Genomic DNA, 20,333 nt, shown 5'->3' on the forward strand with positions numbered 1-20,333 from the left:
GATTAGAATGCAAAATGACGATGCAGGGATTATTCCACAGCATCGTCATTTTTTTATTGCTCATAAGTCTTATCCAATATCATCCTTGCGCCGAAGTGCCCGGCTTCTGATTTGATTTGGAGGCGGTGTGGCTGTCCCGGTATTGGCCTGGCGTCATGCCTTCCTGTTTGCGGAAGGAACGGATAAAGTTCTGCGAGTTGTTGTACCGCAATTTCGCCGCGATATCCTTAATCGGCATATCGGTCTCTTCCAACCACTTTTTGGCCATTTTGAACCGGTACATCGTGAGGTATTCGCTGAAATAATACTGGGTCTCCTTCTTAAAAATGCTGCTGATATAGTTGGCGTTGTAATGCAAGCGGGATGCGCATTCCTCGAGTGTCAGGTCGGTATCGTAACCATGCTGCACCAGATCGATGATTTTCTCGGAAATGTTATGGTATTGCGCGTTTTGCCTGCTGTTGAATATTTTGATCATCGGGTAAATAACCATGCTCCAGAACCAGTCTTCGATCTCCGCGACGGTATGAAGCTCCAACAGCTCTTCATATAAAGATCCGTTCGCATGGTAAATTTGATTCATGCTGATCCCCGATTCCTGCATCATAATCAGTAAATTGTTCAGCAGGCGTGTCAGCGGAATTTGATATTCCTGCGGCGTAAGCTCCTGGGCAAAGATCGTAGTAAAGAGTTGGGATACCAGTTCTTTCGCTTTTTCGGTTTCCGCCAGTTTGATGGCGTCCATTAGATCGTTCTCTTTATGACTCGGATAATTCAAATTCAGATAGTGCTTGCCGGAGTTTATGTTCTCGTATTGGATGATGACGCCCTTGCCGAGCTTGATCCGGTATTTCAACGCTTCAAGACCTTCCCTGTAAGCGATCGATATCTTATGTAAGGATTGGAATGGAAGGCTTAGACCGATGCTGACCTGAAGCTTCAGGCAGCGGTTGATTTCCTGTTGCAGCATCTCCGTCAAAGAATACAAGCGCTGGTGAAAAGCCACGGCATCGTCATCTTCGCTTCCGAGCAATACGACAATGACCTGGTCCATAATGACGGGGGCCAGACGGTGATCGGGCTCGACCAGTTCTTCGATCATATTGTGGGCGGCAAACAGCAACAGATTCAAATCCTTCTTCTCATAGTCGGTGTCGTCGGAGAAATCGATGGCCAAAGTAATGACTGCCATGGTGTTCCATTTTTCGATCTGATTCCGGTAACCGAATTGCTCCAAATTTTCGAGCAGCTCGCGCTTTCTGTAATTTCCCTGAAAAGCCTGGATCAGCGAAAAAGTGCGGACCTGCCGGATATGCTGGCGGATTTCTTTTTCAAGCTGAGATTTGGATTGGAACAGATGATGCATCTGTTCTCCGATCATTTGAAATTCGCTCACATGTCTTGATTTGAAGTCGGTCTTGCGCTGCCCGATCTGGTTCAGCAGTCTTTCAATCGGGGTGTACATCCGCCGGGAACCGATCCAGGCCAGCAGAATAGAGAGCACCAGCATCAGCAGGCAGACCATCGCGGTATAAATACCGATCTTATTGGATTCCTTCGTCAGGCTGTCGATGGAAGTCACGGATAAATACACCCAACCGTTCAACTGGGAACGTAAATAGGTGACCGAATAATCCTCTTTATTCATCTGTGTCTCGAATTGTCCGGAGGGCCTTGCATCATCGGAAATCAGGGAGACTCCCGAAAATCCGCTCTCCTCGATAGGCTTGCCGATCAGCTCAAGATCAGGATGAAGCAGGATGCGGTTCTTCTCGTCAATGACGATGATGTTATCCAGCGGCGGGGCATCCGAATTAATTACGTCCTGCAGACTGCAGGCGGGAATATTGGCCATGGCGAGTCCGTATTTATGGAGCTTGGAGGTCGGCAGCTTCTTTATAAGACTGATACTGTAGCTGCACTTTGCGCCATTCATGCTTTCCTCGCTGTAAAACCATGAAGAAGGGTTTAAAACCCATGAGGTGTTGTCGGAAATATTAAGCAAATTGGTCAGCTGCGCATGATCCTTGTATTCATTCAGCCTGTACAGTCCCGAATTTTTGACCATCCAGTTCTGCTGCTGGTTGAGCAAGATGACGTCCTCCAGTTTTGTATCGAAAGACTGCATGTTGCGGATTTCGTTTCTCAATTCATTATATAAAATGAAATCGTTTTCATTTAAAGGGCTGTTAAGGGCTCTTTTTAACACGCTGGAGTTGACGACCTGGTTTAATGTTTGATTGACAGTGGTCAGCTTTCGCTCTACATTTGTATTGATTTGTGAGATCAGTTCCATTTTATTTTGATTTACGTTTTTTTGGATTTCTCTGGATGAGGTCAGATACGAAAAGGAACCGATGAACAGCACGGGGAGCGTGCTGATGACAAAGGTAAATATGGTTAGTTTGCTTAAGAAGCTTAATGGTCTCAATGATCTCAGCACCTTACCTTTTGTAAAAGTAATCATCTTATCTTAGTGTATTCAACTTGTCAGATAATAACAATAATCATCTTCCCGCGCGATAATCATTTCATCGACTCATGGCTTTAGATGGTTAATTCTTCCGATAACTGAATGTATGATGGAGAGAACAAGAATTGTAGGAGGAACGTAAGCATGTCCAGAGCATCCAAGGGAATAAGGGCTCTTCATTATTGCTGTATTCTGATCCTTGTTTCATTCGCCCCACTAAGCGCCTGCAGCAGCCGCGATACACTCCATACCGGTTCCGGCGAACCGCGTCCGTACATCACCATTCTGGCGCCGCTTCATTTTCCTCAGCAGCCTTCCAAGAAAATTATGAGCGAGATCGAAAGCTTGACCGGGGTGCAGCTTGATATCCGTTGGGTTCCCGAGGGCGTTTATACCGATAAAATGAACACCGGATTGACGACCAATTCCTTGGCGAAGGTCACGTTCGTGAAATTTTCAGACTACAATCTGGTGAAGAACGCGATTCGTTCGGATGCTTTTTGGGAAATCGGTCCTTATCTCCAGAATTACGGCAATTTAAAAGGCCTGGACAACTCCATTCTTGACCAGACCGCGGTTGACGGCAAAATCTACGGATTATATACCGAACGGCCCTCTTCCAGGCAGGGCGTAATTATTCGCAAGGATTGGCTGGATCACCTTCAATTAAAAGAACCGGGTACTCTGGAAGAGCTGTACGAGGTGATGAGGCAATTTACTTATCAAGATCCTGACGGAAACGGAAAGCAGGACACGATCGGAGTCGTGGACCGCAATGATCTCGTGTACGGAGTATTCAAGACGCTGAGTTCTTATTTTGGAACCCCGAACAATTGGAAGATTGAGAATAACCGGCTGATTCCCGACTTTATGACGGATGAATACATAGACACGATGAATTTTATGAGAAAATTGTACGTCGAAGGGATCATTAACAAGGATTTTGCGCTAACGAGCAAGGAAATCCAGCGGGACAGGTTTATTCATGGCGAGGCGGGAGTGTATATCGGCAGTATGACCGACGTTCAACGGCTATCGATTGAAGCCCAGGCGTTAAACCCGAAGGCCGAATTTACGCTGGTCAACCGCATTCAAGGTCCTGAAGGCTTCAAGGTATGGTCGATCCCGAACTATAATGGACTGTTCCTTTTCTCCAAGAAGGCGATTCCGACGGAGCAGGAACTGAAGCAGGTACTTGGTTTTTTTGACCGGACGATGGATAAAGATGTCGCCAATCTAATGATGTACGGGGTTGAAGGAAGACATTACGAGCTCGCAAACGGAAAAGTCATCCTTCCGGAAGAGACTTCACAGCTGCGGGTGAATGAAGTGAACCCGTTATACTCCCTTATGATCGCGGATATTGGAAATACAAACATTATGCAAGTGGCCCAAAAAGAGCAGTTGACCGATCTGGCTGATCAATTGAGCAAGGACAATGAGCAATTCGTGGTTGACGACCCTACGGTACAGCTCAGTTCCCCGACATTTGACGAGAAGAATGTAGAGCTGTCTTCTATGATTGCCGATGCCACATATAACTACATCCTGGGTAAAATCGATACCGATGGCTTCAAGGATGTGATTGAGCGTTGGAAGAACAGCGGCGGGGATCAGATTATGGAGGAATATAATGAAGCGCTGGCAAGTGAACATTGATTGATGAGTTTAACGGAATGGAATCCGTCGTGCAGATGCACGGCGGATTTTTTGCATTCCGAGAGATTATCACGATAATCATTTATCCAGATTGCTGAACTGAAGGGCGTTTATGAGTAAATGATTGTATTCGTAATCCGGCGGAGCAGGTAGTGTGGACCTTGTAATCAATCCAAGTCAAATGGAGGTCAAAATGGTATGAAGAAACGATCTTTCACCATCTTGCTGACTGCGCTGCTCACATTCAGTGTTATGCTCGCCGGCTGCTCGGGCGGTAACAACAGCAATAAAGCGACAGGCGATCCTGCTCCTACTCAAACGGCTAAAGCGGAGGACAAAACTCCAGCTGCGGAAGAACCGACCGCAATTACGATCATGCTTCCATTGAATACGTCGGAAACACCGCCGGACACGATCAAGAAGGAAATCGAGAAATTGACGAACACGAAATTGACTTATCAATTTTTCCCTGCGGATTCTTATGAAGAAAAGCTGAATACCGCATTTGCCACCGGATCTTTGCCTCAGGTCACCTATTTAAAAAATCAGAGCACCTTCGTGCAGATGAAAGAGGCGATCAAGGACGGCCAATTTTGGGAGATCGGACCCTACTTAAGCGAGTATCCGAACCTGAACAAGCTGAAGCCTGAAATTTTAAACAATACCAAGGTGGAAGGCAAGCCGTACTCGCTATACATCGGCAGACCGCTCGCCCGCCAAGGCATGATTTACCGCAAAGATTGGGCGGACAAATTGGGGTTGAAAGCGCCGGCCAATGTGGATGAATTGTTTGCGATGGCAAAAGCGTTCACCGAACAGGATCCGGACGGGAACGGACAGAAGGACACAACGGGAATTGCCGACCGGAATGAATTGGTATACGGCGCTTTCAAAACTGTATCCTCGTGGTTCGGCACGCCGAACACCTGGGGAACCAAGGATGGGCAGTTGCAGCCGGAGTTCACGTTCCCGCAGTATATCGATACGATGGATTTCTTTAAAGAGCTGCGCAGCGGGGGTTACATGAACCAGGATTTCGCGGCTACGAGCAAGACGGATGCCGTAAATATGTTTACCAGCGGCAAGGCCGGGATGTATATCGGCGGTTCCATGCAGGATATCGATTCGCTGAATAAGGACTTGATCAAAAACTTCCCGGACGCCGTTCTGGATACGCACAGTATGGTTGCCGGACCGGACGGGAAGTTTGCCCAATGGATGATTCCGGGATACAACAATCTCGTCTTGTTCCCGAAATCCGCGGTGAAGGACGAAGCCGAACTGAAGAAAATTCTTGCCTTCTTTGACAAGATGATGACTCCGGAACTGGCCAATATGATGTTCTGGGGCATTGAGGGTACGCACTACACGGTAGTAGAAGGAAAGGCGAAGGTTGGGGACAACAAGGAATTGATCGAGCGCGAAGTGAAGCCGTTCAAAGACAGCGTCATCGGCGAGTCCGAGACAAACGGCATGTACGAGAGTTACAACACGCTGCCCGGCAGAATTCATGCCGAAGAGCTGCTCAAGGAAAATGTGAAGGTAGGCGTTCCTGATCCGACGGCCGCTTTGGACTCGGCGACTTATACGGAAAAAGGCGTGGAGCTTCAACAACTCATTACGGACGCCACTTACAAGTATATGTATGGCCAGATTGACAAAGCAGCTTTCGAGAAAGCGGTTGAGGATTGGAAGAGCCGGGGCGGATCGAAAATTATCGAGGAATACAACGCCGCTGCCGCAAAGTAGCACGGTAACCGAAAAGGCTATTGGAGATGTTCATTCAATAGCCTTTTCCATTCATATTCCTTGGTTAATGGCCAGGTTTTCGCAATTTTGAAGCAGAGAGGAAGAGACTCATGCAGGAAGCCACCGCTCCGTCCAGTACAACTCCGAAATTTCAGCCTAAAAAACAGAAGCGAAACAGTGAATTAAAAAAACGGCTGTGGAGGAACAAATGGCTCTATGTCATGCTGCTGCCGGGAGTCCTTTATTTTATTATTTTCAAATATTTGCCCATGTACGGACTCGTCATCTCCTTTCAGGACTACAAGCCTTATCAAGGGATCACGGGCAGCGAATGGGTAGGCATGGAGCATTTCAAACGGCTGTTTGCCGAGCCGGAGTTCTTCAATATTCTTAAAAACACCCTGATCTTGTTCGGACTCAATCTGTTTATATATTTTCCCGTTCCGATCATCCTCGCTCTGATGTTGAATGAGCTGCGCGGCCATTTTTTCAAGAGACTGTTTCAGACGCTCGTTTATTTGCCGCACTTTATGTCCTGGGTCATCATCGTATCGATCACCTATGTCATGGTCACGATGGACGGGGGAATTATCAACGAATTACTTGTCTATTTCGGATTTAACAAAATCAATTTCCTGCTCAGTCCAGGCTGGTTCCGGCCGATGTATATCCTTCAGGTTATCTGGAGAGAAGCGGGCTGGGGGACGATTATTTATCTCGCTTCGATTGCGGCGATCGATCCGGGACTTTACGAAGCCGCTCGCATGGACGGTGCCGGTCGGCTGCGGCAAGTCTGGCATATTACACTTCCGGCCATCCGGGGCGTTATTATCACGCTGTTTATTTTGAAAATCGGTCATGTCCTGGATCTAGGATTTGAACACGTATATCTGCTGCTGAACTCGATGAACCGCGAAGTGGCGGAAATTATCGATACTTACGTGTACACCGCAGGTTTGAGGCAGGGACAATACAGCTATAGTACGGCGATCGGATTCTTTAAATCCGTGATCGGTCTGATTATGGTCATGCTGGTCAATCGAATCTCCAAGAAAATGGGAGAAGAAGGCGTTTATTGAGATTGCGGGAGGAATTGCAATGGTAGAAGACAGATCCATAAGCGGCAGAATCTATGCCGCGATCAACTTTACGCTGCTTGCCATTATCGCATTGATTACGGTGCTTCCTTTTATCCACGTCGTGGCGGGCTCGTTTACGACGAATGCGGAGCTGGCGGCCAATAAATTCGTCCTGATTCCGAAAGTTTGGAGCTTGGATGCTTACAAGTTTATTTTCTCGACAAATACGATTTTTAGAGCCATGGGTGTATCCATCGGCGTTACTCTCATCGGCACGCTGTTCAGCATGCTGGTGACCGCCCTGATGGCCTACGGCCTTTCCCGAAAAGATTTGGATGGACGTAAAGCCGTCAACTTTCTCGTTGTATTCACCATGCTGTTTAACGGCGGGCTGATTCCGACCTTTCTGGTCGTAAAGGAACTGGGACTCATCGATTCGTACGCGGCCCTGATCCTTCCGTCGGCCATCAGCGCGTTTAATATGATCATCCTCAAAAATTTTTTCCAGAACATCCCCGAAGGCCTTGAAGAGTCCGCCAAAATCGACGGCTGCAATGACTTCGGCATCCTGTTTAGGATCGTCTTGCCGCTGTCGATGCCCGCGATCGCCACGATCTCGCTGTTTTATGCGGTCACGTACTGGAATACCTATCTGACGGCGATTTTGTACCTGAACGATAGTATTAGATGGCCGATTCAGGTGCTGTTGAGACAAATCGTCGTTCTGGCCAGCGGTCTCGATCACAGCTCGACGCTGGACGGTACGGTGCCTCCGCCCGATCAGACGATCAAAATGGCTGTTATCGTCGTAGCCACCCTTCCGATTCTCATGGTTTACCCGTATTTGCAGAAGCATTTTGCCAAAGGAGCCATGCTGGGATCGATGAAGGGATAACGCGGTATGCAGCCTGCGGTATAAGGAGACTAGATACGTGAGCCTACAATTGGAAGGAGCTTAGAAATGACTATTCCTCGTCCGGGCACACCGGTGGAATGGGCCAAGAAGGCCTGCGATTCTTTAATGGACACATATGCGGCGGGCGGACTGCCCCCCGCGCACCGCTGGCACTATCATCAAGGCGTGTTTCTATGCGGGATGGAACTGTTATGGGAGGTTGTTCAGGAGGACCGTTATCTGGATTATATCCAGGAATACGTTGATGATCTGGTGGATGAACAAGGCAATTTCTATTTCGCCAGAGATGAGCTGGATGCGATTCAGGCAGGTCTTCTCCTGTTCAGGCTGTATGAGCGAAGCGGGAAATCCAAGTACCGGATCGCCGCGGATAAACTGCGGAACCTGCTCCTGACGCTCAACAAAACCTCTGAGGGCGGATATTGGCACAAGGATAAGTACCCGTATCAAATGTGGCTGGATGGGCTGTATATGGCGGGGGTATTTACACTGAAGTATGCCAATGTCTTCGGGGAAGAAGGCCTGCGCGACAATGTGCTGCTTCAGGAACAGCTTATGCGAAAGCATATGAAGGATGAAGCTACGGGTTTACTGTATCATGCCTGGGACGAAAGCCGCCGGATGCCTTGGGCGAATCCGCAGACGGGGTGCTCTCCGGAATTCTGGAGCCGCTCCTTGGGGTGGTACGGCCTCGCCTTATCCCAGTTCCTTGATCTGCTGCCAACGGACCATGCCGGACGGGAAGAGCTGGCGGGGGCGCTGCAAGACTTCGTGGGTTCGCTGGTCCGCTATCAGGATGACGCCAGCGGGCTCTGGTACCAAGTCGTCGATAAAGGAAGCCGCCCGGAAAACTGGCTCGAGACATCCGGTTCCTGCTTGTTCGTCTACACGATCGCCAAGGCGGTGAAGCTGGGAATCGCCGGGGAGGAAGCATGGACCGCCGCCAAGAAAGGGTATCAGGGTCTGGTTTCGGTGATTGAATGGGATGAACGGGGACGACTGGTTCTCCCTGACATTTGCATCGGCACATCGGCAGGCGATTACGAGAATTATGTGACCCGGCCCAAGGTGAAAAATGATTTGCACGGGGTTGGAGCTTTCGTGATGGCCTGCGTGGAAATGGAATCCTTATACAGATAGGAGGAAGAGACGGTGCAGGTGTATAACATTATTGATTTCGGTGCGCTTAAGGACAGCGGCGTCCCCGCCACGGAGGCCATCGCGGCAGCGATTGAAGCGGCGAGCTGGGCCGGGGGCGGTACAGTTTTTGTGCCGGCGGGATTTTTTTTGACAGGGTCTATCCGGATGAAAAGCCATATTGAGCTTCGGCTCGGCCCCGGAGCCGTCCTGTCATTCAGCACAAGTCCCGAGGATTATCCGGTTGTGGAATCGAGATGGGAAGGCGTAAAGCGCCCGGTCCATGCTTCTTGCATTTACGGAGAGGACCTGGAGCAGGTATCAGTGACGGGAAGCGGTTGTCTGAACGGAAACGGACAGCTTTGGTGGGAGAAGTACCGCGACCGTCCCGAGGAGCTTACATATCCGAGGCCGAAGCTGATCAGCTTTGACCGCTGCAAGCGGGTAACGATCCGGGATGTGATGCTCGTCAATTCCCCAAGCTGGACGGTGAACCCGATCGCCTGCCGCGATGTAACGATCGACAATCTTTCGATATACAATCCGCCGGATTCCCCCAATACGGACGGCATCAATCCGGAGTCGTGCAGCAATGTGAGGATCAGTAACTGCCATATCGATGTGGGGGATGATTGTATTGCGATAAAGGCGGGTACCGAGGATACTGCGGAGAGAATTCCGTGCGAAAATATTACGATTACGAACTGTACGATGATTCACGGGCACGGTGCGGTCGTACTCGGCAGCGAAATGAGCGGGGATATCCGCAATGTGACGATCAGCAATTGCGTCTTTAAGCAGACGGACCGGGGCATCCGTTTGAAGTCCCGGCGCGGGCGCGGGGGAACGGTCGAGGATATCCGGATCAGCAACATCGTGATGGAGGATGTCATTTGCCCGTTCATCATGAATCTCTATTATTTCTGCGGGCCTCGCGGCAAGGATAAGTATGTTTGGGATAAGAATCCTTATCCGGTCACGGAAGAGACCCCGCAGTTCAGACGTATTCATTTTGCCAATATTACAGCGAGGCGTGTTCATGCGGCCGCCGGGTTCATTTACGGTCTGGCGGAGCGTTACGTATCGGAGATCACGTTCGATTGCATCGACATCTCCATGGCCGAGAATGCGGTTCCCGGCCGTCCGGCGATGATGGCGGGAATACAGGACATGAATAACCGCGGCTTCTACCTGGGTAATGTGAGGGATATCCGGTTCCGGCAGGTGACGATCGAAAATCATGAAGGCCCTGCCTTTTACATCGAGAACGGCGAGCAAGTTGAGGTGGAGCAGTGCCGATCCAGGAACACGCGAAGACCCGAAAGACTGGTGGAACAGGTCACGCTCGGTCCTTTGGAACTGAGCTTTGCCGAGCAACAAGGCGAGTAAAATCATATTTCACAGTTTATCCGGAAAGGACCGTTGCGAAGAATGCTGGTAGGGAAACAATCCTTTTGCGATTATCATTCTGTTCAGGCAGCGGTTGACGCGCTGGAACGGTCTGGTTCCGCGAAACCGGAAACTTTGTTTATTTTAGCGGGCCGTTATGAGGAAGCCGTGACAATATACCGTTCCGATCTTCGCATTGTGGGGATCGGGAATGTCGAGATTACGATGAACCGTTATGCTAAAGAACGGGATGAGCATGGCGAAGAAATCGGAACCTTTGCGACTCCGACTTTATTTTTGGGAGGCAGCCGCCTTGTTCTCGACAATCTGGTGATTGTCAATACGGCAGGGCAAGGGCCGGACATCGGCCAGGCGGTCGCAGTATATGCCCATTGCGATCAAACGGTGTTCAGGAATTGTTCCTTCAAGGGACATCAGGATACCCTGTTCACGGGACCGTTACCGCCCGCTCCCCGGGAACGCCAGTCCTTCGGCGGAATTCCGCTCCGTGAGCACCATGCTCATTATCGCCAGTATTACATGAATTGTTATATTGAAGGAACAGTCGATTTTATATTTGGCGGAGCCACCGCTTATTTCGAAGGCTGCCAGATTCACAGCCTGAACCATGCAGGCGAGGGCGGAGGGTATATTACAGCAGCTTCCACCCCGAAAGGGCAAGAGCATGGCTATGTGTTTGATGCCTGTTACTTGACTGCGGAACCGGGAGTGTCGGGGGTATATCTGGGACGTCCGTGGCGGGAATTCGCCAAGACCGCATTCCTCCATTGCCGGATGGGCGGGCATATCCACCCTCTTGGTTGGGATAACTGGAACGATCCCGCCAATGAGGCCACCGTTAGCTACAAGGAATACGTACGGAAGGATGCCGCAATTGTACGACAGGAACGTGTACCGTGGGCGGAATGCTCGGAGACCGGCCACGAAGAGGAACGGTTCCGGAAGGAGATTGTATTTGCAGGAACGGATTTCTGGAAGCTTATAAACTGCGTTACAGATTCATAGTAGGAGAAGGCTTTAAATATGGGCTAGTTTCAAAAGAGATTCATTTTGCTTGTTGACTCGCTATAAAAAAGGTGATAATATATATTTCGTTGCTGCAAAACATTGCATCGGCGAAATTTGCGGTCGTGGCGGAATTGGCAGACGCGCACGGTTCAGGTCCGTGTGGGCTAACCCCCGTGGAGGTTCGAGTCCTCTCGACCGCATCCCTTCATTAAAAACAGGTTTCTGATCTGCTAATTTCAGCAGAACAGAAACCTTTTTGCTGTTTAAAATACTTAATCCGGTACCGTAAACGTTGCTGTTCTGGTTGCGTTATTCCAATCGACTTTAACCCCAAGTACTTCAGCAAGCTGTCTAATGGGTAAGAAAGTTACCCCGTTTTTTACCGTAGGCACGGCATCTTCCAAATTCACCTTCTTACCGTCAACCCACATTTCCGATTTTCCTACATGCAAAATGATGCTTTTTTGATCATGTTTTAATGTGATCTGCTGGTTCTTTTGATCCCAGTCCACTTCAAACCCGAATCCGTCGGCAAGCGCTCGAAGCGGGATCATCGTCCGCCCGTTATCACTAAACGGCTCGGCTCCGCTTCCGGCATAGACATTAAGATACTTGCCATTCAAGAGAACTAACACACGATTGTTTTTAGCTTCCTTACATGAGGAAATATCAAGGTTCACCTTTTTGCCGTCTTTAATAATTCCAAGCTCGCCGGCTTCTCCGTCACGGTTATCGTAGCACGTAAGAGCAGGCTCGACATCCGACCAAAAGAATTCTTCAGCGGCATGCGCTACATTCCCGCCGAACAGCGCAATCAGCAAACTAAAGGTAGATATTAATTTCCATCTTGTTTTAAACAAATATATCATCCCCGGATTTAATTCTTATTTGTTTTTTGAAGCTTCAAATGATAACGCTCGTTAAGTGCATCCAAGTTTTTTTGCGGGAGTTCCTCGATATATCCTTGCGGAACCGTAATTCCCTTTTCAATATGTTTTGTAACCCGGTCCACGATTTCTCCCGTGGTTAATTTCTTTGGTGCGCGGCTATCTTTTGATTTCCCTGGCACCAGATTTCCGTCTTTGTCAAAAGATTGAGTGGTTCCGTCCGGGTTTTGCACGGTAACATTGGCACCGGCAACTACTTGTTTGTCGGTTGGGATTTTGGAAGCTGATCCAGCGGCATAAGCAGCAGCTCCGCCTCCGCCAACCAAGGCGATCGCCACAACGAGCGACAACAGGAACACCGGTTTTTTCATCTTTTTCTCATTCATAAGATGGGTGAGCCTCCTTTTCATATGTTTTTTCGGGTTGCACAGACTGCTTGTGCAAATAACGTTCCTTCTCATAACCCCATATTCCAGCATAGATAATAAAGTTTCACCGTAGGTTCTTCTGCCCGCCGCATCCATGTGCCGAACGACCTGTTCATCACAGGAGAGTTCACAATACATGGAAACCTGTTTGTTCATTGCATAGGAGGCCGGATTGAACCAATGTATTGCATTTGTAGCAAAAACAATCAGCTTTACAAACAAATCTCCGCGTTTTAAGTGAACGAGCTCATGGGAGAGGATCATAGCAAGCTTGTTTTCCTCAATAGGGACATCAGGCAATACAACTATCGGATTCCACAGCCCGATAATGAACGGGGTGGGGGCATGCGGGCTTACAATTACTTGTACAGGGCATTGTACATCGTTATTGGCCCGGCTTCCTCGCAAGATGGAATGCTTAAATGCATGGTACCGTTGGATGTTTACAACTGTAAATGCAAGGGCTCCCACCACCCAAATGACCGTCGCGATGAGCGTAAATTCTTTTGAGCTGCTGATACGGATCAGATTGTCAAATAGTTGGGTGATCCATAACCGGACGTGGGCCGCAGTTTGCTCTACGGTTGAGACTTGAGCATATGTCTCCGCAATCGCTCCCGATCCCGGAATAGGGTTAGCTTCTCTATGAGCGGGGGCCATAAATGAGAGAAGTCTGCTGATGATCTCAGAACCGCCAAGCAGGAAAAATACGGGAACCAAGCCGGTGTAATAATGCCAGGACTGAGAAAAATATTTCCGCGTAACGGGAGTCAGCATATTCTGTATCATCCAGAGGATCGTACCAACAAATGACGCCAGGAGGAGGAACGTTATAAAGTCTGTCATTGTTCTTCATCCTTGCGGGCAAACCAATCCTTCAGTTCCGCAATGTCTTCCTGATTCAGTTCATCGTCATCTACCAGAGCGGCAATAAAGTTCTTTGCTTTCCCGTTGTACAGACGGCTGAGGAAGGAGCGGGTTTCGTACTTCTTGTACTCGTCAAACGTTAATGCCGGATTGTAATAATTCGTCTTGCCATTTAAAGATTTGGTTAAAAATCCTTTCTCGATCAGCCGGTTCAAAATGGTCGATAACGTGGATGTCTTCCAGTCTTTGCTTTTGAAAATATCCAGAAGCTGGTTCACCGTTACGGCAGTGGACAGGTTCCAAATCACCTCCATGACTTCCAATTCGGTCTCGGACAACCTTCCTAATTTGTTCATTGGGTGCGCACCTCAATTTCTTCTTACTGCGACAACTTGTCGTAGTTTGAATATACGACAAGTTGTCGCAGGTGTCAATGCCTTCATTTCCGGGAAGGTGACCAAGGTTCTACCCGCAACCCAAAGGGCCGGAATTTCGGATTATAGGCTCCAAATGTCGGGACCGCCGCTTGTCTTAAATTGATAATGCTATAATGGTCGCGACATAATCGGTTCAGCCGGGGAGGAGAAAAACTCATGTTTGAAAAATGTGATCGTTCGCGGGTCAAAGGCTTCTTGCGGGCGGAAGGAAAAAAGGTAGTGAACGAAGACGGCGAGGAAATCGTCCTAACAGGCTGGGGATTAGGGAACTGGCTGTTGTGCGAAGGATATATGTGGTTGTCCCACAACAGCCGGTTCGATCGCCCGCGTCGAATTGAAGCGGTGATCCGCGAACTGGCGGGAAATGAATATGCAGAATATTTTTGGAAGCGGTTTCGTGATGATTACGTTACCCGAGAGGATATCCGGCTCATGGCTGAGCAGGGATATAATTCGGTACGCATCCCGATCGGATGGCGGGTTTTGATGGAAGACGAGCCCGGCATCCATTGGAAGGAAGATGGCTTCCAATTGATCGACCGCTGTCTGGATTGGTGTGAGGAGTTTGGAATTTACGCCTTCCTGGACTTGCACGGTGCACCCGGCGGTCAGACCGGAGCGAATATCGATGATTCGGTCGATGATTTCCCCCGGCTGCTGACCGATGAGGATAGCTGGAACAAAGGGATCGAGCTATGGAAGGAGCTTGCCCGGAGGTACCGCGACCGCTGGATCGTGGGCGGCTATGATCTGCTGAACGAGCCCGTTCGCCCGGGAATTATGGAAGGAAAGCATGAGCACTATCTCGTACGAAAATTGGTGGCTTTTTATGAGGAGGCCATCGCCGCGATCCGCGAGATCGATTCCAGGCATATGCTGTCGGTGGAGGGGCATCATTGGGCCACGAATACGGCTGTATTCTATAAGCCATACGACCCTAACATGGTCATTCATTTCCACCGTTACGCCTGTATGCCCGGCAAAGAGGCGTATGACGAATATCTGGAGCTGTCCGAATCCCTGAATCAGCCGCTATGGCTGGGAGAAACGGGGGAAAACGATCTGGAATGGTTTGCCGCGATGTATCCGCTGGCCGTGTCGCTCGGGATCGGTTATAATTTATGGCCATGGAAGAAGATGGAGCGTCCGAACTCCCCTTACACCGTAAATAAGCCTGAAGGCTGGGATGAATTCCTTGCCTATACGGAAGGCGGGCCGCGGCCGGACTATGAACGGACCAAACAGATTCTGGACGGTTACCTCGAAAATATCAAGGTGGAGAACTGCACCGCTCATCCGGCGGTTACGGCTTCAGCCTTCCGGCTGCCCGGCTGCCGCGTACGTGGGACGGATTTCGACGAGCTTCCGGGTAAAGGAATATCCTTTAGCGGCAAGCGCCAGGAAGGTAATCTCTATAAGTATCGGGCCGCTACCGGCATGGGAATACTTCCGATTTCCGACGAGCCTCAAACGAAAAGGTTCGGCTTTGACAGCGGGTGGAAAAACCTCGCGCTCGAACTAACCGCGGACGAGTTCGCTACTTATAGTTTTTGCTCCATCGAACAAGATAACACGGTCACATTGGAACTGATTTGCAAAGAAGAGGCGCTGGTTACCGTATTGCAGGACGGGGTGGAGACATTTAAGGCTAAGCTGTCCCCGAGCGATGAAATATCCACGGTGGTTATTACCGAGCTGGTTCCGGCAGCCGATGCAAACATCACGGTGAAGGTTCAGAGCGGCATAATCGAACTGCACTCCTTAAGGTTTGACTAAACCTGCAAAGGTAGATGAAGATAAAAATTAGTTGACTCTTTTTATTCCGCGTGATATTTTATATCTTGTCGCTGCGGAAAACATTTCCGCGGATAACGACGCCAAGCGGTCGTGGCGGAATTGGCAGACGCGCACGGTTCAGGTCCGTGTGGGCTAACCCCCGTGGAGGTTCGAGTCCTCTCGACCGCACCATATTTTAATAAACAAAGGCTCGCATTCTGCTCTTAAGCAGGCTGCGAGCCTTTCTTGTGTTTTATGATTTTGAAGCATGAATGTCCGCATACACCCTCCAGCTGTTTATAAAGTGGCCGACGGCGAAGAGAAGCGCGGGAATAACGAACAGATAAGATTTCATCCAAAATCCGAGAAGCATGAAGTAAAGGATCGGGAACAGGGCCATCGGAATGGGAATAGGACCTAAAGGCTTATACAGCAATGCGAATGAATTTCCGCCCGCGAAATAACGGATCCAGCAAGCGTAGTAGATGAGCAGGCAGATTCCCATGAGAACAGGAATGGAATTCATGGGCTGCTCCGCGATAAGATTGCCGAACAGCAGAGGCATCGCAAAACAGGATATTTGGCCGACCCGTTCCAGAAACGTGATAATGAGAGGCGCGGGTGAAAGGGATTTGGGCATATTTTGTGGTCCGCGGAACAAAAATAGAAGATTCGGCAGCATGACCAGTAACGAGATCAGGATTCCGATGAGGTGAAGTCCCATCTTCAGCTGCTCCTTTCCATATACTACATATTCTTTAGTCATCTTATCATCATATCGAGTTTTAAAATGAGGCAAAAAAAGGAAAGTTTCCGACTCGTAATTCCATGGGATTCGGGAGCCAGTCTTTACTACGCGCATAATCGGACAGGAGATAGTCATAATAGGAAAGACGTTTGCTGGATAACTTTATGGAAAGGCGGAGGTGATACGTCGGTGACGGAATCGCTTTTTTATTTTCTGGCCTACTCGGTTAGCGGTTGGATTCTGGAAAATGTATATAGCCTGGCAACGAGGGGCGTATTCTGGAAGGAAGGATTTATGAAAGGGCCCTACAAGCCAATGTACGGTTTTGCTCCTTTACTGCTGCTTTATTTCGCTGGGGAGGATCCAAATCCGCTCCTGATGCTTGTGTTGTGTTTTGTCGTCCCGACGGCGGTTGAATATGCAAGCGGGATTCTGCTTCAAGGTCTGTTCGGACGCCAGTGGTGGGACTACTCCAATAATCGGTGGCAGCTGCAAGGGCATATTTGCCTCCGGTTTTCTCTCTACTGGGGAGTGCTGTCCCTGGGATTGATCACCTTTATACATCCTTTTATGGAAAAAGTGTATGAAGGCCTGAGTCCGGCTTGGGAAACTGCTGGTCCGTTGCTGCTGTTTCTATTTCTGGCCGATTTGGCTTGGACGAGCACGGCTCGGCGCAGGGATTGGAAGCAAAGCCTCGTTTAGAAAGAAGCTGACTATAAAAAAAGGGGAGTGTTTATGAAAGCCAGTAAAAAAAATATTGTAAAACGAATCGGCTTGCTATTGTGCTTGCTGCTATTAAACCCGATAGGCGGGATTACGAACGTTCAAGCGGACCAGTCTGTCTTATTCGCCCCTCCTGCTCCATCCACCCCATCCGCCCCACTTTCGCAAGACGGTCGTACTCAGGACCCCGTTTCGAAGAAAGATTCTGAACGACGGCTGGCGATCATTATCGATGATCTGGGCAATTCAATGGGCGGTACGGAGGAGATTCTGAATCTGCCGGTAAAAGTAACCGTCGCCGTCATGCCGTTTATGAGGTCGACGGAGCAGGATGCAAGAAGGGCGCATGAGCTCGGGCACGATGTTCTGATCCATATGCCGATGGAGCCGAAGCAGGGCAAACCTGAGTGGCTCGGGCCGGGCGCGATTCTGTCGGCTATGACGGATGAAGAGGTCCGGAAGAAGGTGGAGGAAGCCATTGACAATGTTCCTTTTGCGAAAGGAATCAATAATCATATGGGCTCCAAAATAACGGGGGATGACCGGATCATGGCGGTTATTCTTCAGGTCTGTCGGGAGCGGGGCCTGTTTTTTGTCGACAGTAAAACGAATTATTGGTCGGTTACATCGCAAATCAGCGAAAAAATGGGGATGCCGCGGCTGTCCAATGATATATTCCTCGATGACGTCCACAATACGCGCCATATTGCCGGCCAACTGCGTAAGATTCAGGATCTCTTGGATCAGAAAGGGAAATGCGTGGCAATCGGACATGTCGGGGTGAAGGGGACCATTACGGCAGCGACCCTAAAGCAGTACATTCCTGAATTTCAAGCCCGAGGAGTAAAGTTCATCGGGATTTCGGAATTAGCGAAGGAGCAAAAAGGCCCCGGAGCACCGGGGCGGGGAGTTACATCACCGTAAAATATTCGGCGATGCCTGCGTAAATCGCTTCAGCAATTTTTTGTTGACCGCGCGTGCTGATCAGCATGGCGCGGTCTTCGGCATTACTGATGAATCCGGTTTCTACGATGACGGCCGGCGAATCGACATGCTTAAGTAAATAAAACGGCTTGCCCAGTTCGGGTTGGGTGAATCTATTCAAATCATAAAGATCTTCCAATGCGTGCTGAAGAGAGCTCGCCAGCAGCGCGCTGCGCGCTTCATCCTGGTGAAGGACCAGCGGCCCCCGTTTAGCTTTGTTTCTCCCCCAGTTCACATGCAGGCTCACGACGATCGAGGAGGGCACCTGCTCGCTGAGTTCTTTGCGTTGAGCCAAATCCCTTATATGCCTTGATCGGCTGTTCAGCCAGCGGTTATCATCGCTTAGCGCATAGTCTCCGGTCCGGTTCAGGATGGTTCTGTATCCGTGGCTTCTCAGGATCATATACAACCGGCGGCTGATGGCTAAGTTGATGTCTTTTTCAAGAATATCGCCATAGGAGGTTCCCCCGTCAATGCCTCCGTGACCCGCATCGATCAAGATGACCGGCTCCGGAAAGGCGTGGCGGAATTCATTGTTCCCGTCTTCCGCAAACGCCTTAACGGGATTCCCCGCCATGGTCAAAGCCATGATCACGGAGGCGAAAAGAACCCCAACTGTTTTTATTTGCATTCATATCACCCTTTACGGCTTCATAATCTGCACTTTCTTATCCGTCCATAGCTTGAGCCGATCATAGAAAAAACATGCATTCGTGTTTGGTGTTTATGAAGCGTGATTACGGTGCACAATACGAATAGAACTTAAGTGTCAAAAGGAGGCGGCAGCATGGCCAAAGGCGATGAACTGGTAAAATATATTACGGAGCGGGTCGTGGATTATGTCGAGACGCCCAAGGAGGTGCGGCGGGAGCGTTCGAAAGGAAGGGAACCCTGGGCAAACAGGTGGTTCGGGATGATTCCGTTCTCGATATCACTCTGGATCGGGCAGATTCCGCGGAAACGTAAAAAGGACAAGAGGGCATCGCATTTGATGCAGCATACAAAAGGCAGCCGGTAGGTATAACTACATCGGCTGCCTTTTGTTATCTATTAATCCGTGTATGCGACAAATTTGCCGCTTTGTTTCAATGCGTCAAGAGCGATCCATCGCTGGGCGGTGTCAGAGCCTGTGAGCACATAAATGGCGTCTTCGCCGGAAGATTGAGACTCAGCGCTCCATTTTTGATAGCCGATGATAGGTAAAGGAATGGAATAAGTACGTTCCTGGCCGTTGGTGACAAAGACAAGGCGCTTGTAGTTAGCGAGGAGTTCCTCAAACCGGTCTGCTCCGGTCTGGATCGGTTCCCCGGCCATCCATAAGATGTTGTCGTACGGGTCAAAGAGATCGGCGTGACGGGTAGTCGCCGCTACGGCCAGCGACTTCTGGTCGCTTCCGGCTGCCGAAGAAGGCGGCACATAGCTTGCGGCCTGTTTGTTCCAGCTTTGCAGGCTCTCCGGAAGCTGTTCCCCGGTGAGGGCATCAATGAAATGGACAGGGCCGGACTTACCTGCGGCCCGGACCATCCACTCCGCCAGAACCGGCCCCGCATAAACCGGCGTGACGGTAGGGAGAGACTTTGTCTTCTTGGCTAAGCCGAGCCCGGCGAGTCCGGATTCCAGCGTCGGCTTCGCATAAAGCGAGTTTTCCCCCAAACCGTACTCGACCAGCTTATAGTCGCCATCCGGGGTAGCGGAGATAATGAGATACCCCAAGGGAGCGCTGCTCGTGGAGGTGCCGCTGCTTAATGTAACAAGCCAGCTATGCGTCCCGGGGCCAAGCGGCTCGATGATCTGCTTCGCTGCGCTCCAGCCTGTAAATGGAGCGTTTGCCGACAATTGCTTTATAGTATCGGCCGCAAACCGCCGCAGCGGCTCGGGAGCCGGCGCATCCGGGTTGACTGTCGCCGCGGCGGATGCATAGGAGATCACGGTAGGCTGGCCTGAGACTTGAAATGCCCCGAGCCAGATGATGCCCGCGCAAAGTATTATTTTGGCGAACCGGTGAGTCTTTGTAAGGTGGGTCATGTTTATATCACCTGCACTTCATTGAAT

The 20,333-nt window shown here is 49.8% G+C and carries 18 protein-coding genes and 2 tRNA genes; 13 read left to right on the forward strand and 7 right to left on the reverse strand.

The window, feature by feature from the left end:
• Nucleotides 1–79: 79 nt before the first annotated feature.
• Nucleotides 80–2,431: a helix-turn-helix domain-containing protein gene (locus KJS57_RS11130; protein ID WP_213654827.1), complete on the reverse strand. Its 2,352-nt coding sequence runs from the start codon at nucleotides 2,429–2,431 to the stop codon at nucleotides 80–82.
• Nucleotides 2,432–2,617: 186 nt separating this feature from the next.
• Here KJS57_RS11130 and KJS57_RS11135 point away from each other — a divergent pair, with 186 nt between their 5' ends.
• From KJS57_RS11135 to KJS57_RS11170, 8 genes are all read left to right on the forward strand, one after another.
• Nucleotides 2,618–4,132: an extracellular solute-binding protein gene (locus KJS57_RS11135; protein WP_213654828.1), complete on the forward strand. Its 1,515-nt coding sequence runs from the start codon at nucleotides 2,618–2,620 to the stop codon at nucleotides 4,130–4,132.
• Between the two features lie 198 nt (nucleotides 4,133–4,330).
• Nucleotides 4,331–5,881: an extracellular solute-binding protein gene (locus KJS57_RS11140; RefSeq protein ID WP_213654829.1), complete on the forward strand. Its 1,551-nt coding sequence runs from the start codon at nucleotides 4,331–4,333 to the stop codon at nucleotides 5,879–5,881.
• 110 nt (nucleotides 5,882–5,991) lie between these two features.
• A complete protein-coding gene (locus KJS57_RS11145; RefSeq protein WP_213654830.1) occupies nucleotides 5,992–6,960 on the forward strand; it encodes an ABC transporter permease in 969 nt (322 codons plus the stop codon).
• A gap of 19 nt (nucleotides 6,961–6,979) precedes the next feature.
• Nucleotides 6,980–7,855, forward strand: a complete 876-nt coding sequence (locus KJS57_RS11150; RefSeq protein WP_211021135.1) for a carbohydrate ABC transporter permease — start codon at nucleotides 6,980–6,982, stop codon at nucleotides 7,853–7,855.
• A 66-nt stretch (nucleotides 7,856–7,921) separates the two neighbouring features.
• Nucleotides 7,922–9,016 carry a glycoside hydrolase family 88/105 protein gene (locus tag KJS57_RS11155; protein WP_280520377.1) on the forward strand — a complete coding sequence of 365 codons (1,095 nt, stop codon included), beginning with the start codon at nucleotides 7,922–7,924 and terminating at the stop codon, nucleotides 9,014–9,016.
• A gap of 12 nt (nucleotides 9,017–9,028) precedes the next feature.
• Nucleotides 9,029–10,402 carry a glycoside hydrolase family 28 protein gene (locus tag KJS57_RS11160; protein ID WP_213654831.1) on the forward strand — a complete coding sequence of 458 codons (1,374 nt, stop codon included), beginning with the start codon at nucleotides 9,029–9,031 and terminating at the stop codon, nucleotides 10,400–10,402.
• 42 nt (nucleotides 10,403–10,444) lie between these two features.
• Nucleotides 10,445–11,428 carry a pectinesterase family protein gene (locus KJS57_RS11165; protein ID WP_213654832.1) on the forward strand — a complete coding sequence of 328 codons (984 nt, stop codon included), beginning with the start codon at nucleotides 10,445–10,447 and terminating at the stop codon, nucleotides 11,426–11,428.
• A 119-nt stretch (nucleotides 11,429–11,547) separates the two neighbouring features.
• Nucleotides 11,548–11,631, forward strand: a tRNA-Leu gene (locus KJS57_RS11170).
• Between the two features lie 72 nt (nucleotides 11,632–11,703).
• On the opposite strand, the gene KJS57_RS11175 is transcribed toward KJS57_RS11170, so the two are convergent.
• The 3 genes from KJS57_RS11175 to KJS57_RS11185 are packed head-to-tail and all read right to left on the reverse strand — an operon-like array spanning nucleotide 11,704 to nucleotide 13,969.
• Nucleotides 11,704–12,291: a stalk domain-containing protein gene (locus tag KJS57_RS11175; protein WP_213654833.1), complete on the reverse strand. Its 588-nt coding sequence runs from the start codon at nucleotides 12,289–12,291 to the stop codon at nucleotides 11,704–11,706.
• Nucleotides 12,292–12,308: 17 nt separating this feature from the next.
• Entirely contained in the window at nucleotides 12,309–13,592 is a 1,284-nt protein-coding gene (locus KJS57_RS11180; RefSeq protein ID WP_213654834.1) for a M56 family metallopeptidase, read from the reverse strand.
• On the reverse strand, nucleotides 13,589–13,969 hold the full coding sequence (locus tag KJS57_RS11185; protein WP_211021139.1) for a BlaI/MecI/CopY family transcriptional regulator: 381 nt from the start codon (nucleotides 13,967–13,969) through the stop codon (nucleotides 13,589–13,591). Before KJS57_RS11185 ends, KJS57_RS11180 begins: the two co-directional genes overlap by 4 nt.
• A 237-nt stretch (nucleotides 13,970–14,206) precedes the next feature.
• Here KJS57_RS11185 and KJS57_RS11190 point away from each other — a divergent pair, with 237 nt between their 5' ends.
• Entirely contained in the window at nucleotides 14,207–15,826 is a 1,620-nt protein-coding gene (locus KJS57_RS11190; RefSeq protein ID WP_213654835.1) for a glycoside hydrolase family 5 protein, read from the forward strand.
• Between the two features lie 105 nt (nucleotides 15,827–15,931).
• Nucleotides 15,932–16,018, forward strand: a tRNA-Leu gene (locus KJS57_RS11195).
• 61 nt (nucleotides 16,019–16,079) lie between these two features.
• Here the strand turns inward: KJS57_RS11195 and KJS57_RS11200 are convergent.
• The gene (locus tag KJS57_RS11200; protein WP_213654836.1) at nucleotides 16,080–16,550 is read right to left on the reverse strand and encodes a hypothetical protein; all 471 of its coding nucleotides are present in this window, start codon (nucleotides 16,548–16,550) and stop codon (nucleotides 16,080–16,082) included.
• 213 nt (nucleotides 16,551–16,763) lie between these two features.
• On the opposite strand from KJS57_RS11200, the gene KJS57_RS11205 reads away from it, so the two are divergent.
• Together KJS57_RS11205 and KJS57_RS11210 are read left to right on the forward strand one after the other, a co-directional pair.
• Nucleotides 16,764–17,276, forward strand: coding sequence for a putative ABC transporter permease (locus KJS57_RS11205; RefSeq protein ID WP_244861491.1), 513 nt, complete (start codon nucleotides 16,764–16,766; stop codon nucleotides 17,274–17,276).
• 33 nt (nucleotides 17,277–17,309) lie between these two features.
• On the forward strand, nucleotides 17,310–18,221 hold the full coding sequence (locus tag KJS57_RS11210) for a divergent polysaccharide deacetylase family protein (protein WP_213654838.1): 912 nt from the start codon (nucleotides 17,310–17,312) through the stop codon (nucleotides 18,219–18,221).
• Here the strand turns inward: KJS57_RS11210 and KJS57_RS11215 are convergent.
• Nucleotides 18,208–18,858, reverse strand: a complete 651-nt coding sequence (locus tag KJS57_RS11215) for an N-acetylmuramoyl-L-alanine amidase family protein (RefSeq protein ID WP_244861503.1) — start codon at nucleotides 18,856–18,858, stop codon at nucleotides 18,208–18,210. The genes KJS57_RS11210 and KJS57_RS11215 overlap by 14 nt on opposite strands.
• A gap of 210 nt (nucleotides 18,859–19,068) precedes the next feature.
• On the opposite strand from KJS57_RS11215, the gene KJS57_RS11220 reads away from it, so the two are divergent.
• The gene (locus KJS57_RS11220; protein ID WP_211021145.1) at nucleotides 19,069–19,299 is read left to right on the forward strand and encodes a YqzE family protein; all 231 of its coding nucleotides are present in this window, start codon (nucleotides 19,069–19,071) and stop codon (nucleotides 19,297–19,299) included.
• A 32-nt stretch (nucleotides 19,300–19,331) separates the two neighbouring features.
• Here the strand turns inward: KJS57_RS11220 and KJS57_RS11225 are convergent, their stop codons facing one another.
• On the reverse strand, nucleotides 19,332–20,306 hold the full coding sequence (locus KJS57_RS11225) for a hypothetical protein (protein ID WP_213654840.1): 975 nt from the start codon (nucleotides 20,304–20,306) through the stop codon (nucleotides 19,332–19,334).
• Between the last annotated feature and the right edge of the window lie 27 nt (nucleotides 20,307–20,333).

Source organism: Paenibacillus vini, from assembly GCF_018403325.1.
GTDB classification, from domain to species: domain Bacteria; phylum Bacillota; class Bacilli; order Paenibacillales; family Paenibacillaceae; genus Fontibacillus; species Fontibacillus vini.

Bases quoted from the DNA above. Each gene is read 5' to 3' on its own strand.
- KJS57_RS11200 (WP_213654836.1), bottom strand. From the start codon at position 16,550: ATGGGACTTCACCTCATCGGAATCCTGATCTCGTTACTGGTCATGCTG.
- KJS57_RS11150 (WP_211021135.1), top strand. From the start codon at position 6,980: ATGGTAGAAGACAGATCCATAAGCGGCAGAATCTATGCCGCGATCAAC.
- KJS57_RS11225 (WP_213654840.1), bottom strand. From the start codon at position 20,306: ATGACCCACCTTACAAAGACTCACCGGTTCGCCAAAATAATACTTTGC.
- KJS57_RS11190 (WP_213654835.1), top strand. From the start codon at position 14,207: ATGTTTGAAAAATGTGATCGTTCGCGGGTCAAAGGCTTCTTGCGGGCG.
- KJS57_RS11135 (WP_213654828.1), top strand. From the start codon at position 2,618: ATGTCCAGAGCATCCAAGGGAATAAGGGCTCTTCATTATTGCTGTATT.
- KJS57_RS11220 (WP_211021145.1), top strand. From the start codon at position 19,069: ATGGCCAAAGGCGATGAACTGGTAAAATATATTACGGAGCGGGTCGTG.
- KJS57_RS11155 (WP_280520377.1), top strand. From the start codon at position 7,922: ATGACTATTCCTCGTCCGGGCACACCGGTGGAATGGGCCAAGAAGGCC.
- KJS57_RS11165 (WP_213654832.1), top strand. From the start codon at position 10,445: ATGCTGGTAGGGAAACAATCCTTTTGCGATTATCATTCTGTTCAGGCA.
- KJS57_RS11210 (WP_213654838.1), top strand. From the start codon at position 17,310: ATGAAAGCCAGTAAAAAAAATATTGTAAAACGAATCGGCTTGCTATTG.
- KJS57_RS11185 (WP_211021139.1), bottom strand. From the start codon at position 13,969: ATGAACAAATTAGGAAGGTTGTCCGAGACCGAATTGGAAGTCATGGAG.
- KJS57_RS11145 (WP_213654830.1), top strand. From the start codon at position 5,992: ATGCAGGAAGCCACCGCTCCGTCCAGTACAACTCCGAAATTTCAGCCT.
- KJS57_RS11215 (WP_244861503.1), bottom strand. From the start codon at position 18,858: ATGGCGGGGAATCCCGTTAAGGCGTTTGCGGAAGACGGGAACAATGAA.
- KJS57_RS11180 (WP_213654834.1), bottom strand. From the start codon at position 13,592: ATGACAGACTTTATAACGTTCCTCCTCCTGGCGTCATTTGTTGGTACG.
- KJS57_RS11140 (WP_213654829.1), top strand. From the start codon at position 4,331: ATGAAGAAACGATCTTTCACCATCTTGCTGACTGCGCTGCTCACATTC.